The following is a 13,728-nucleotide window of genomic DNA, read 5'->3' as shown; positions in this document are numbered from 1 at the left end:
AGGATGAGTACTTTAAAAGTAGGCGTTATCGGCTGTGGAAGTATAGCGAAATATCGTCATTTGCCTGAATATCATGCCAATAAGCAAGTTGAGATTGTTGCTGTTTGTGATATTGTCGAAGAACGTGCTGAAAAAATGGCTGCGCAATATGGTGCTAAAGCATTTGTCGACTATAAAGAAGTACTGAAGTTGAAAGAAGTCGATGCAATCAGCGTCTGTCTGCCAAATTATTTACATGCACCTGTTTCCATTGATGCGTTGAATGCAGGCAAGCATGTGCTTTGTGAGAAGCCCATGGCAACGTCAAAGGAAGAAGCAGAAGCGATGATTCAAGCCGCAAATATAAATGAAAAAACGCTGATGATCGCACATAACCAACGCTTTGTGGCTTCCCATCAAACGGCAAAACAAATTATTGACAGCGGTAAGCTCGGGAAAATTTACAGTTTTAAAACAACATTTGGTCATCCAGGTCCAGAGGCATGGAGTGTGGATGGTGCAGATAGCTGGTTCTTTAATAAAAAACAGGCTTTTATCGGTGCAATGGGCGACCTTGGCGTCCACAAATCAGATTTAATGCGTTATTTACTTGGCGAGTTTACAGAAGTAGGCGCATTCATTGAAACGAATGCGAAGAAAGATACAGAAGTGGATGACAATGCCGTCTGTATTCTACGAACAGAAAGTGGGATTGTCGGTACGCTTACAGCTAGCTGGGCATATGTGTCGGGCGGTGACAATTCTACAGTTATCTACGGAGAAAATGGAACCTTACGTTTAGAAGCTGATCCAGAATATTCATTAATTGAAGAATATCGAGACGGCAAAGTGATTCATCATAAGCTTGATAAAATTCAAACGAATGAAGATGGTGGCCAGACAAATTCTCATGTCATTGATCATTTCGTTGAGAGCATTTCGGGAAATAAAGAACCACTCATCACGGGTGAAGAAGGCTTGAAATCACTAAAGATTATTCTAGCGGCACTTGAGTCACAGGAAACGAAAAAAATTATTTCATTGGAACAGGAAGTGTAATTGAAATGAAATTAGGCGTATTTACTGTATTATTTGCAAATAAATCATTTGAGGAAATGCTTGATCACGTGAAAGCTTCAGGGCTTGATGCGGTTGAAATCGGTACAGGTTGCTATCCAGGGAATGCACATTGCCCGCTTGATGAACTTTTAGAAAATGAGCAGAAACGAAATGACTATTTAGAAGCTGTCACATCACGTGGTTTAACAATCAGTGCATTTAGTTGCCATGGCAATCCACTCACACCGGATAAAGCCTTTGCAGAAGAGTCGGATTCTGTTTTACGTAAAACGATTAAACTAGCGTCTCTTCTTGGGGTTCCAGTAGTTAACGCTTTTTCTGGCACTGCCGGTGACAGCGATGAAGCAAAGCAGCCGAACTGGCCTGTCGTTCCTTGGCCTGCGGAATATGGTGATGTGTTAACGTGGCAATGGGAGAATAAATTGATTCCATATTGGAAGGAAATTGGTGAACTGGCTACTCAGCATCATGTGAAGATTGGTCTTGAATTGCACGGTGGCTTCCTTGTTCACACACCATACACGATGCTAAAACTACGTGAAGCAACATGTGAAGCAATCGGTGCGAACTTAGACCCAAGCCATATGTGGTGGCAAGGAATTAATCCAGTTGCTGCGATAAAAATCCTTGGTAAAGCAGGCGCCATTCACCATTTCCATGCAAAAGATACGTATATCGATCAAGACAATGTCAATATGTACGGATTGACAGATATGCAGCCATACGGAAACGTACAATCACGAGCATGGATGTTTCGAAGTGTCGGCTGCGGCCACAGCATGCAAGAATGGTCAGATATGATGAGCGCACTTCGTACATATAACTATGATTACGTTGTCAGTATTGAGCATGAAGATGCGATTATGTCCATTGAAGAAGGCTTCTCACGTGCAGTGAAAAATTTAAATGACGTATTGATTCGCGATTCTTCGGGTGATATGTGGTGGGCATAAAAGTGTGTAATTGAAAAGAGGCAAATCGCCTCTTTTTTGGCGTAGAAAATAAGTAGATTTAGCTGCTCTTATTGTTTGTTTAAGTAAAAAATTTTCATAATGGAATATAATTGGAGTGTAACTAGAAGGTTAAGGAGGAGAAAACGATGTCTTTTAGCTTTACAGGCATTCACCATGTTCAATTAGCCGCACCACCAGGTTCGGAGGAAGTAGCAAGAAAGTTTTTTGTAGGAATTTTAGGATTTGAAGAAATCGAACAACCGGAACCAATGAAAATACGAGGTGGGGTGTGGTTCGGATTTGGAAACTATCACCTTCATATTGGCATTGAAGAACCGTTTTCTCCTGCCAAAAAGGCTCATCCAGCGTTCGAGGTAAAGAATATAGAGGCTTTGAAAATTCATTTGGCTGAAAATAACATTTCTTTTATAGTCGACACAGATTATCCAGGGGTAAACAGAATCTATATCGAGGACCCTTGGGGAAATCGAGTGGAAATTTTAGAAAAATGTATGTAACGAATCCCTTCATAAAAAGAGAAGGGGGGAAGTAATGCAAAACCCAAGGAATAGAATCCCTGGGTTTTGTTTTTCATGATGAAATTATGCTGTGTCCTTATTGTTTATATTGAAAACTTTAAAGGATTGTATGAAAAGAGTGACGGATGACATCCCCGCGGCTAATGATTCCAGCCAATACCCCATTACGCACGACTGGTAATTTTTTTATTCGTTTTTTTCCTAAAATGGCTGCAATATTTTCAATATCTTCATGATAGTTAACTGTGATAACCTTTTTCTTGGCAATATTCAATACGTTTAAATCAAGTATCTTCTTTGCCCTTTCCTCAAATTCATCGTCATCCCCTTTTAACACGTTCACATAATAGATGGAGTCTACAAAGATATCCTTATGCTTGCCAATATGTCTCATAATATCACCATCACTTATATACGCGATGATTTCATTTTTGTCATTGATGACTGGAAGACCGCTTATGTGGTGCTCAATAAATTTCTTGATAACGGAACGGATGGTATCGCTCCCAAAAACCTTGTAAACATGACGATTCATAATTTCATGCGCTTTCATATGAGTCCTCCTAAATATCAGTCATGAAAAAGGGAGCGTATCTTTAAAGCCTCAACTTAATGACTCCTTCCAGAGCTTGTATTAGTCACTCTAATAAAAGGTTGATACGAGTATATAATTGTATCATACAATTAAATTCCAGGAAGTCAATCCTTCTTTTACAGATGTTTACGGTAGGGTATCATGGTTTATATAGAAGGATAATAATAAGGTGGTAAAGAAATGAATATGCATGCACTGGAAACCATTGAGCTTGAAATGGCGGTTCTGGCTCGCCTTGTCAAATCGATGACATCTGATTTAAGGAATTTAGACAAATCTGCCTATCTTCTGTTGCATCAATTATCTTCAGAAGGATCCTATGGAGTAAAAATCTTGGCAAATAAATTGCATTTGGATATTTCCACAGTAAGCAGACAAACTGCATCTATGGAGCAAAAAGGGTATGTGTGCAAGGTTCCTGATCCCAAGGATGGTAGATCATACTTCTATCAGATTACGGATTTGGGATTAAAGGAATTGAGCCAATACAAACAAGCACGATTGGACAAGTTGGAAGAATTGCTAAACGGTTGGTCTGACGAGGAAGGTCAAAACTTTGGGCAACTGTTAAAAAAGTTTAATCAAAGGCTAATGGAAAAGTAATGGTCTGATTAGATTTTTTGGAGTAAATATTGGATTTGTTTGGTTAATATAATGATTTTTTTGAATGTAAGTGCTGCTCACAATTGAACTTTGTGATAGTAGCAGGAATTATTTTGATTTGAAAAATTGTTAATAAAGGAATAATAAAAACACGCTTAAAATGATTCTAAGCGTGTTTTTATTAAAGTCAAATAGTCGACCTGCCAAGTTTCTCAATCCTGTCAGGAGAATTGTTTTCAGAATTCTCTTCTTTTAATAACTCATCATTTGATTCGGTCCAGCTTTTTGATTATGAAGAAGTTGCTATGCAATAGGGTAATACTTCATATTTGCTAAAATTTGCTCGTACGTTATAAATTCATTTGTGTCATTAAATTCACTCCCAGTTTTCAATGTGGTTAATGCGCTTTCAATTAAAAAATGTTTAGAATCCTCATTCTTATTCATGATTTCTTCTTGTATAAAATATAATAAGTTTAAATACGTAGTAAGTTTTGGAGCTTTCGGTGCCAATTGCTTCTCCATCACCTTTTTTACATTCAATGTTGCAATAGAAAATTCATTGTTGAAAAAATCATTGTAATTCAATTGAGGATGTAGTTGATTTATATTTTCTCGTACGAATAAATGAATATCCTTTCTGCTAATATCATCTAGAATCGTCATTACACGATCCAAACAGTATTGAGCCATTTGAGGTACGGGTATTATTCTGTTTAAAGCTTTACTTGTATGCATCATATTTTTCATCATCCCTGTATAAAGCACCGCACAATCCACCAAATATTTTTCTTGGTTTTTCGGGAAAATATTTAAAAAACGTTCATATATCCAAGTTAAATAGAAATATTTTGACTGCTTTATGAATGTAATGAGGTCTGGATCATTGGAGGCGAACACATCCTCAATGAGTTGAATGATTTTATTTTTCCAGCTAAGCTCCATCATAAAACTGACTTGCTTAATAAAAATGTCCTTGTCTGTAAGATCTTCGCCAATGAGAAGTTTATCTCTTTCCGATTCCATGTTATCTTGTATCAGATTGAAGACCGCTTTAAACAATTCCCCTTTGGAAGTAAAATAATTATAAAAAGACCCTTTCGAAATCCCGCTATGGTTCAAGATATCTTGAATGGATGTAGCATGATAGCCTTGTATAATAAATAATTCATGTGCTTTATCTATGACATTCCTTTTTTTCTTATTCACGATTTGTCCTCCTTTCAAGGTAAGTCAACTCCATTATTTGCTAACATTATACCACGAATAAACCATGAGTATAATTTTATACTCATGGTTTATTTTTTTCTTGATTGTTTATTCTGTAGATGATAATATGAGTTCAGCGGAACCGATGGTACAATATTGAACCGTTGGTATAAGATGATTAAAAGGAGGAGAATACTTTATATGTCAGAGAAACAAATGAAACCCTCATATGGCATACTGGCTATTTTAATGACAGGTGCTTTCGTAGCCTTATTAAGTAATACGTTACTAAATGTCGCACTACCGTCCATTATGAAGGAATTTGATGTCAGTGCTTCAACCGTACAATGGTTGTCAACAGGTTATATGCTAGTAAACGGGATCTTAATTCCGACAACAGCCTTTTTAATTAAAAAATATACGGCGAGACGACTATTCTTAATCGCTATGGCATTATTTACAATTGGTACATTAATTAGTGGATTTGCGCCGAGCTTCTCAGTGTTACTTGTAGGACGCATGACACAAGCTTCAGGGGCAGCATTAATTATGCCTTTATTAATGAACGTACTCTATACATCATTTCCACCTGAAAAACGTGGTTCTGCAATGGGGATGTTCGGGATCGTAATGATTTTTGCACCTGCTATTGGACCAACACTATCTGGCTGGGTCATCCAACACTATAATTGGTCGGTATTATTCTTTATGATGGTCCCGCTTATGGTTATCGTGTGGTTTTTAGGCTTCTTTAAATTACACGATCAAAAAGAAAAAAGTAATGATACAATCGATGCCTTATCAGTCGTGTTATCAGCTCTAGGGTTTGGTGGTATTTTATACGGATTTAGTTCAGCTGGTAATTCGGGGTGGGGTGCACCAAGTGTGTATGTATCCATCATTGTTGGTGTACTTTCATTGATCTGGTTAGTCGTTCGTCAATTCAAACTTGATGTACCAATGCTTGATTTTAGAGTATATAAACATCCAATGTTTGCTCTATCCTCTATCATTTCGGTGACATTAAACATGGCTATGTTCTCAGCTATGCTGCTTATGCCCATTTATCTTCAAAATATTCGGGGGATCTCTGCGATGGATTCTGGTTTACTCATGTTACCGGGGGCATTAATTATGGGGATTATGATGCCGATTACAGGGAAAATCTTTGATAAATTTGGTCCTAAGCTATTAGCCTTTGTCGGTTTAGCGATTATCATCGTAACAACCTACTTATTTAGTCAATTAACAGATTCAACTGGATACACACATTTAGTGGTACTTTATTCCGTTCGCATGTTTGGTATTTCCATGGTGATGATGCCGATTATGACAAACGGTTTAAATCAACTTCCACCTGTTTTAATCCCACATGGTACGGCGATGAACAGTACGATCCAACAAGTATCTGGAGCGATTGGTGCTAGTTTACTTGTAACCATTATGTCTAATCGTACATCGATACATGTAGAAGATATGATGGCAGCCGCTATGTCGAAATTAACAACGATGCCTACCGGTGAAGCGCTTGTGGAACTACAACAACATATTACAATGGAAGCGACGATTTCGGGGATTAATGATTCGTTCTTAGTATCTACAGGAATCGCTGTTGTTGCATTTATTCTGTCCATCTTTCTTAAAAGAACAACGGCTCCAAAATCACTTAAAGAGAAAGAGAAAGAGAAAGCTGAAGTATATGAAGGATAATAATGTACAGACTTTCTATAGAAGTACGAAGGCCAGAGATCAATCGGATCTCTGGCCTTAAAATTGGATATATTTACTTATACGAGAGGGATCTATTAAAAATTCTATGGTACGGAAACGATTCGAGGAATGAGAGATCAAATGAGTAAAATTCCCTAGTATTTAGAAACCTAGTTAAAAGCATTCAATGAACGGGTTCTTTGGTCAATGAAAAGAATGTGAAAAATTATCCATTTATATGAGAACCATCGATTAACCGTTGCAGATAGTAGGAAATGTTATCGTTTATTATATTTTGCAAGTTGAATAAGGACACATGCAAATGGTATATAATTTTAAGCAGAAAAAACTATGGAATGTTCAAACCATAGTTTTTTCTGCTTATAGAAAAGATATGAACGTGTTGATGGTTATTGGATACTATTTAATTTACAGCATTTGAGTTTGAATTGGATCCCATGTTCCATAAGCTAAATAGAATCGTGACTAATCCAAGAATTACGCTTGACCAAACCGCTCCATTTGATATTGAATAAATAAATGGGAAAATGACAAACCAGACACCGGTAACGACTGACACCCAGTTTTGCCATGAATTCCAACCAGATTTGTTATAACCGCACCATGCTGCGATAATTTGAATGATTCCAAAAACGACACTTAACCACAAAGCTCCTGTTTGATCCGAAAAACCAAGAACCCATGGTGCGATAAAAAACCAGACACCGATTAATGCGTTTAAGACACTTCTTGTTTTCATGACTACCCCTCCTTAAAGTTTAGGAAGCCCATTAAGACTTCCTTGGTGAAGTATATGTTTAGAAATAATAAAAATTGACTAAAATTATATTTTATAATTAGTTATAGGAAAAAAAGGGGGAAATCCAAAAGGAAGAAGGAACGTTCTATCTTAATGTTTTGTATGAAGGACATGGGGACGGGTCTCCGCGACGTATTAATATAGCCAATCTACTTATTTTACCTTAGATAGTATCCAAAATTCTGGCTCCGCACCGCCACCATTGTGATTAGGTGAGTGTAGCGTGCTACTTGATAGATCCTTCATGGCAATTGGTGGCGTTTTAACGCCATATAGGTTTTGTATGTAGGATTAGGCTTAGGAATGATTCTAGTTCCTCTTTTGCTTATTCTAATTATTTGGATATTACTCAAAGAGTGTGTTAGAAAAGGAGGATAAAAAAATCCGAGAAATTCTGCGAGCGGTCGTCTCAAACCTTTCGCTTATGCAGTGCGACTCAATTATGGCTGTCATGTCCTTGTTGAAATTATGTTGGTGGAATTGAAAGACTAAACACGCTTGGATTTATAAATCCAAGCGTGTTTTTTGTAGCTTTTTATAAAAATCAAATAGTCGGCCCGCCAAGTTTCTTGATATCATCAGAAACATTGGAGAATTTTTTGAAATTGTCTTTGAATTTCTCGGCAAGCTCGGTTGCTTTTTCTGTGTAAGCAGCTTGATTTGACCAAGTTTTAATCGGTTGAAGAAATTCGTCTGGAACCCCTGGTACATGAAGGGGGATTTCAAGTCCGAAGATACCGTCTTGAATGGTTTCAATATTGTTCAATTCGCCTTCAAGGGCGGCTTGAATCATGGCGCGTGTATAGGCGAGTTTCATTCGGCTTCCCGTTCCATATTCCCCGCCTGTCCATCCTGTGTTTACAAGGAAGACCCTAGAGTTGTTCTCATCGATTTTTTGGCCGAGCATTTCTGCATAGCGAGTCGCTGGTAATGGTAGGAATGGCGATCCGAAGCATGTTGAAAATGTTGCTTCAGGTGTTGTAACACCTCGTTCTGTACCAGCCAATTTACTTGTGTATCCGCTTAAGAAGTGGTACATCGCTTGTTCTTTTGAAAGCTTCGAGATTGGAGGCAATACCCCATAGGCGTCTGCGGTTAAGAAAATAATGGCATTCGGGTGACCCGCTACACTCGGGTTAATGATGTTGCTGATTGCTTGTAGCTGGTAAGCTGCACGAGTATTTTCCGTTAATGTACCATCCTCATAATCAGCTACTCGTGTGTCTGGATTAACGACCACATTTTCCAATACTGCACCAAAGCGAATGGCATCGAAAATTTGTGGTTCTTTTTCACGTGAAAGATTGATGGTTTTGGCATAACAGCCGCCTTCGATGTTGAAAACGCCGTTAGAAGACCAACCGTGCTCGTCGTCACCAATTAACTTCCGACTTGGGTCAGCGGATAAAGTGGTCTTACCTGTCCCAGACAAACCGAAGAACAAAGCAACATCCCCTTCCCTGCCAACGTTTGCTGAACAGTGCATCGGTAGAATTCCTGCTTCCGGGAGCAAGTAATTCATAATGGAGAAAACAGATTTTTTCATTTCTCCGGCATATTCAGTTCCACCAATTAGTACAGTACGGCGTTCAAATGAAATGATGATGAACGTTTCTGATTTAGTTCCGTCCACTAAAGGGTCCGCTTTGAAACCAGGAGCGGAAATGACCGTGAATTCTGCTTGATGACCGAGTAATTCTTCATCGTTCGGACGCACAAACAATTGATGGGCAAACAAGTTGTGCCAAGCATACTCGTTAATGACTTGAATAGGAAGTCGGTGTTGTGCATCTGCGCCAGCAAATCCATTGAATACGAATAGCTCTTTTTTTTGTTTTAAATAATTTATTACTTTATTGTAAAGGTTTGCAAAAGTATCTTCAGAAATAGGCTGATTAACCGGACCCCAGTCGATTTTGTCTTTGAACACTAATTCTTCCACTATATATTTATCTTTAGGAGAGCGTCCAGTATATTTGCCTGTTTCGGCACTAACTGCACCCGTTGATGTAAGAATAGCTTCATTTCGTTTAAGAACCGTCTCAACTAATTGAGGCACAGAAAGCTGTACGTTTACATTTGATCCGGCTAATAATTGATGTAATTCATTTGAAATGCCCACTGTATTCATAGATAAGATACCTTCCTTTACCCTTATTTACAGAAAAGTATAACACATTAACATAATTAGTCTATACTAATCATGGTGTTAAACTCACTTTTTTCCTGAATAGGTATTTTATTTAGGTAGTAAACAATATTCATAGAATCAAACAACCTATAATGAAACTATTAATTAGGAAAAAATTCTTGACACTTTTCCTTATAGTGCGTTATTATTTTAAATTGTACGGATTCTCTTATCCCGAGTTGGTGGAGGGACAGGCCCTAAGAAACCCAGCAACCTGCCGAAGTGTAGAAAGTTTGCGAAAGATTTATTGCAATTAAAAGCAATTCTCTTTTAATAATTTTGGCGTTGGTGCTAACCTGAGCAAGGTAAAAAACCCTTGAACGATAAGAGTGAAAGGATAGATTCAGTCAATAAACCTTTCCTCAATGATGGGGAAGGTTTTTATGTTTTTCGGGAACACTGATGAACAATGCTGAGAAGATCTGCATCTATTATAGAAACCAATAAGGGAACGAGCTCCGTCAAAAAAGGTGGATAAGATGGATGGGGTAAAAGCCTCCGTTTGCGTACCTAACACATAATTTCAATAATAAGGGGGAATTAAGATGTCAACAAAACGTCGTCTTTTTACTTCTGAGTCTGTTACAGAAGGCCATCCGGATAAGATTTGTGATCAGATTTCAGATTCAATTTTAGATGCTATCCTAGAAAAGGATGCAAACGCGCGTGTTGCGTGTGAAACTTCAGTAACTACTGGTCTTGTACTAGTAGCTGGTGAAATCACAACTTCCGCGTATGTAGACATTCCGCGTATTGTTCGCGATACTATTGCTGGGATTGGCTACACTCGTGCGAAATTCGGCTTTGATGCTCAGACATGCGCTGTTTTAAGTTCAATTGATGAGCAATCAGCAGATATTGCTGCTGGTGTTGATCAAGCACTTGAAGCACGTGAAGGTACAATGAGCGATGCCGAAATCGAAGCAATCGGTGCAGGGGACCAAGGTTTAATGTTCGGATTTGCTTGTAATGAAACTGAAGAGCTTATGCCACTTCCGATTTCATTGGCTCACAAGCTTTCACACCGCTTGACTGCTGTTCGTAAAGACGGCACTTTAGCTTACTTGCGCCCAGATGGAAAAACGCAAGTAACGATCGAATATGATGAGAACAATCAACCGGCTCGTGTTGATACAATTGTTATCTCTACACAGCATGATGAAGAAACTACGTTAGAGCAAATTCAAGCTGACCTGAAAGAACACGTGATTAAAGCAGTTGTTCCAGCTGAATTGATTGATTCTGAAACGAAGTATTTCATTAATCCAACAGGCCGCTTCGTTATTGGTGGACCTCAAGGAGATGCGGGTCTTACGGGACGTAAAATTATCGTTGACACTTACGGCGGATATGCTCGTCACGGCGGTGGCGCATTCTCAGGTAAGGATGCAACGAAGGTCGACCGCTCTGCAGCCTATGCAGCACGTTATGTTGCGAAAAACATCGTAGCAGCAGGGCTCGCTGATAAAGCAGAAGTTCAACTGGCGTATGCAATCGGTGTAGCGAAACCAGTGTCAATTGCGATTGATACATTCGGAACAGGAACAGTGAGCGAAGATGTATTAGTAGACTTGGTTCGTGCTAACTTCGACCTTCGTCCTGCTGGTATTATCAAAATGCTTGACCTGCGCCGCCCAATTTACAAGCAAACAGCCGCTTACGGACATTTCGGTCGTACAGACATTGATTTGCCTTGGGAACGCACAGACAAAGCAGCAACATTGAAAGAACAAGCTCAATAATAGTAAAAAGAGGAATCCATATATATAACGGGTTCGGTTAAAGAGTACAAAAAGGTAAATAGTAAAACAAAAAGAAGTCCATTTCACAAATGAATTGGACTTCTTTTGTTTATTCTTCTATTCGTTTCTCGTTCTTGTAGTACTGCCCTTTTTCCGCGTATTCTCGGACGATGCGTTCCATGTCCGCGCGGTCTGCGTCGTTCAGCTCACGCACGACTTTGGCGGGTCGACCGAAAGCGAGGGTGTTGGGTGGAATTACTTTTCCTTGTGACACGAGACTTCCAGCACCGATGAAAGCTCCTTCGCCGATTTCCGCTTCATCTAGAATAATTGATCCCATCCCAATGAGTGCTCCTTTGCGGATTTTGCAGCTATGTAGCGTGACTTGATGTCCGACTGTGACTTCATCTTCGATGATAAGTGGGTTGTTCGGGCTTTGATGAAGAACACTGTTATCTTGAATATTTACTTTTTTTCCAATGATAGTTGGCGCTACGTCCCCGCGAATCACAGAATTGAACCAGACTGTTGATTCTTCGCCGATTCTCACATCGCCTGTTACAACAGCGTTATCGGCAAGGTAGGCGCTCATTGATATTTCCGGTTTTTTTCCTTTGTATGCGTAAAGAATCATTTTAAAACCATATCCTTTCCGTTTCGATGTTTTTTAGGTATTATTTTTACTATACAATAATATGTGATATTTCGTTATAATAAGGTTCACCCATCATGAAGATAAATAGATTGAATACTTTATAAGTGTTCAGGGAGCCAATATTTATCCCTCACCTTCAATTTTTGTTAACTTTTCAAAAAATGAAGGTGAGGGTAGTATAGCCGGTTAATCCGGGACAAAATAAAGAATAAGCAAAGTGTAAATCAAAGAATAGCAACTAGAGATAAAGTAGGAGGAGATTTCATATGTGGAAATGGGAGGCAGACGTTACACCAAAAGGAGTCATCGTCATCGTTCATGGTGCCATGGAGCATCACGGGCGTTATAAATGGCTATCGCAAATGTGGCGGTCCGCTGGTTACCATGTGATTATGGGAGATCTTCCAGGACAGGGTATGACAACCCGTGCATTTAGAGGACATATTCAATCCTTTGATCAATATTTAATAGAAGTAAAAAGCTGGATCGAAGAAGCTTATCAATATTCACTTCCGGTCTTTTTACTGGGACATAGTATGGGCGGATTAATCGCAATCCGATTACTTCAGCAAGATGAATTGGATTTGGCGGGAGTTATTCTATCGTCCCCGTGTTTAGGGCTCGTTAAACAGCCATCCAAGCTACTGACTGCGATTTCGTTAGGGTTGAATGTCACGTATCCAACATTCCGAGTGGATCCAGGTTTAACCCCCGAGCTTGTTACCAGAAATGAAGAAGTAAGGGAGTCTGATTTAAACGATTCATTATATGTTACGAAGGTTTCAGTTAGATGGTACCGCGAGCTTACGAAAAACATGAAAGAAGCCTTTGAAGATATCCCTGAATTTCAGGATATTCCACTCCTTCTCATGCAGGGCGGTGATGACCGCGTCGTCGATAAACGCCCGGTTCGTGAATGGTTCAATTATAATCTTTGTAGTGAAAAACAATACAAGGAATGGCCTCATTTATATCATGAAATTTTTAATGAACCAGAACGCGATGATGTATTTCAATATGCACTTGGGTTTGTGGAAACGAGATTAAAGACGTTAGGGTATGTTCTTTAAAGAAAGCTGCCTATCATCCCGGCAGGTTTTGTAATCATTCGTTTAATTCAAAAGAGATAGGAGAAGCTACAACTATGAAAAACGCAGAATATTGGATAGAAAATTTAGCCATGACCCCTCATACAGAAGGGGGATATTTTAAAGAAATGCTCCGATCAGAGGGAGAACTGGTCACTGAGTATGCGAACAAAAGAGCGTATTATACAAGCATTTATTTCTTACTTCGCGCTGGCAACCCTTCTCATTTTCATCGCTTGCAATCGGATGAAGTATGGTATTTTCATACTGGAGACTCCTTGAATATACATATTATCCATCCGAATGGAAAGTATGAAAAAGTGAAGCTTGGACTCAATGTGGAACAAGGAGAGGTATTGCAAGCCGTTGTTCCAAAGGGAGCGATATTTGGGTCAGATGTAGATGAGGGTGCAGATTATTCGCTGGTCAGTTGTATGGTTTCTCCAGGGTTTGACTATCGGGATTTTGAGTTATTTACACAACATGAACTACTCAAAGACTATCCTAAACATGAACAAATTATTAAGAAACTTGCTTATGAAAAAATACCAGAATAAGAAGTAA

General features: G+C 38.9%; 13 protein-coding genes and 1 riboswitch. Of the genes, 8 read left to right on the top strand and 5 right to left on the bottom strand.

Annotated elements, in window-relative coordinates; all coding sequences use genetic code 11:
* Nucleotides 1-3: 3 nt before the first annotated feature.
* The 3 genes from AC625_RS20240 to AC625_RS20230 all read left to right on the top strand — a co-directional run bounded on the left by AC625_RS20240 (nucleotide 4) and on the right by AC625_RS20230 (nucleotide 2,530).
* Nucleotides 4-1,038, top strand: coding sequence for a Gfo/Idh/MocA family protein (locus tag AC625_RS20240; protein WP_049682937.1), 1,035 nt, complete (start codon nucleotides 4-6; stop codon nucleotides 1,036-1,038).
* A gap of 5 nt (nucleotides 1,039-1,043) precedes the next feature.
* Nucleotides 1,044-2,012: a sugar phosphate isomerase/epimerase family protein gene (locus tag AC625_RS20235; protein ID WP_049682936.1), complete on the top strand. Its 969-nt coding sequence runs from the start codon at nucleotides 1,044-1,046 to the stop codon at nucleotides 2,010-2,012.
* Nucleotides 2,013-2,158: 146 nt separating this feature from the next.
* Nucleotides 2,159-2,530 carry a VOC family protein gene (locus AC625_RS20230; protein ID WP_049682935.1) on the top strand — a complete coding sequence of 124 codons (372 nt, stop codon included), beginning with the start codon at nucleotides 2,159-2,161 and terminating at the stop codon, nucleotides 2,528-2,530.
* A 118-nt stretch (nucleotides 2,531-2,648) separates the two neighbouring features.
* On the opposite strand, the gene AC625_RS20225 is transcribed toward AC625_RS20230, so the two are convergent.
* Nucleotides 2,649-3,104 carry a CBS domain-containing protein gene (locus tag AC625_RS20225; protein WP_049682934.1) on the bottom strand — a complete coding sequence of 152 codons (456 nt, stop codon included), beginning with the start codon at nucleotides 3,102-3,104 and terminating at the stop codon, nucleotides 2,649-2,651.
* 222 nt (nucleotides 3,105-3,326) lie between these two features.
* On the opposite strand from AC625_RS20225, the gene AC625_RS20220 reads away from it, so the two are divergent.
* Complete coding sequence (locus AC625_RS20220; protein WP_049682933.1) at nucleotides 3,327-3,749, top strand: MarR family winged helix-turn-helix transcriptional regulator; 423 nt, start codon at nucleotides 3,327-3,329, stop codon at nucleotides 3,747-3,749.
* Between the two features lie 303 nt (nucleotides 3,750-4,052).
* On the opposite strand, the gene AC625_RS20215 is transcribed toward AC625_RS20220, so the two are convergent.
* A complete protein-coding gene (locus tag AC625_RS20215) occupies nucleotides 4,053-4,958 on the bottom strand; it encodes a TetR/AcrR family transcriptional regulator (RefSeq protein ID WP_049682932.1) in 906 nt (301 codons plus the stop codon).
* A 201-nt stretch (nucleotides 4,959-5,159) separates the two neighbouring features.
* On the opposite strand from AC625_RS20215, the gene AC625_RS20210 reads away from it, so the two are divergent.
* Entirely contained in the window at nucleotides 5,160-6,668 is a 1,509-nt protein-coding gene (locus AC625_RS20210) for a DHA2 family efflux MFS transporter permease subunit (RefSeq protein WP_049682931.1), read from the top strand.
* Between the two features lie 424 nt (nucleotides 6,669-7,092).
* Here the strand turns inward: AC625_RS20210 and AC625_RS20205 are convergent, their stop codons facing one another.
* Together AC625_RS20205 and pckA are read right to left on the bottom strand one after the other, a co-directional pair.
* The gene (locus tag AC625_RS20205) at nucleotides 7,093-7,428 is read right to left on the bottom strand and encodes an SPW repeat protein (protein ID WP_049682930.1); all 336 of its coding nucleotides are present in this window, start codon (nucleotides 7,426-7,428) and stop codon (nucleotides 7,093-7,095) included.
* Between the two features lie 604 nt (nucleotides 7,429-8,032).
* Nucleotides 8,033-9,619 (bottom strand): phosphoenolpyruvate carboxykinase (ATP), encoded by a 1,587-nt coding sequence (gene pckA, locus AC625_RS20200; protein WP_049682929.1) that lies wholly within the window; start codon nucleotides 9,617-9,619, stop codon nucleotides 8,033-8,035.
* Nucleotides 9,620-9,845: 226 nt separating this feature from the next.
* A riboswitch (SAM riboswitch) is annotated at nucleotides 9,846-10,009 on the top strand.
* Nucleotides 10,010-10,224: 215 nt separating this feature from the next.
* On the opposite strand from pckA, the gene metK reads away from it, so the two are divergent.
* Complete coding sequence (metK, locus tag AC625_RS20195) at nucleotides 10,225-11,421, top strand: methionine adenosyltransferase (protein WP_049682928.1); 1,197 nt, start codon at nucleotides 10,225-10,227, stop codon at nucleotides 11,419-11,421.
* Nucleotides 11,422-11,530: 109 nt separating this feature from the next.
* On the opposite strand, the gene AC625_RS20190 is transcribed toward metK, so the two are convergent.
* Nucleotides 11,531-12,052, bottom strand: coding sequence for a gamma carbonic anhydrase (locus AC625_RS20190; protein ID WP_049683844.1), 522 nt, complete (start codon nucleotides 12,050-12,052; stop codon nucleotides 11,531-11,533).
* Nucleotides 12,053-12,342: 290 nt separating this feature from the next.
* Here AC625_RS20190 and AC625_RS20185 point away from each other — a divergent pair, with 290 nt between their 5' ends.
* Together AC625_RS20185 and AC625_RS20180 are read left to right on the top strand one after the other, a co-directional pair.
* On the top strand, nucleotides 12,343-13,146 hold the full coding sequence (locus tag AC625_RS20185; RefSeq protein ID WP_049682927.1) for an alpha/beta hydrolase: 804 nt from the start codon (nucleotides 12,343-12,345) through the stop codon (nucleotides 13,144-13,146).
* A 74-nt stretch (nucleotides 13,147-13,220) separates the two neighbouring features.
* Nucleotides 13,221-13,721 (top strand): cupin domain-containing protein, encoded by a 501-nt coding sequence (locus tag AC625_RS20180; RefSeq protein ID WP_049682926.1) that lies wholly within the window; start codon nucleotides 13,221-13,223, stop codon nucleotides 13,719-13,721.
* Nucleotides 13,722-13,728: the final 7 nt, after the last annotated feature.

The organism is Peribacillus loiseleuriae, assembly GCF_001183985.1.
Taxonomy (GTDB): Bacteria; Bacillota; Bacilli; order Bacillales; family DSM-1321; genus Peribacillus; species Peribacillus loiseleuriae.
This window is presented reverse-complemented; position numbering and strand designations above follow the sequence as displayed.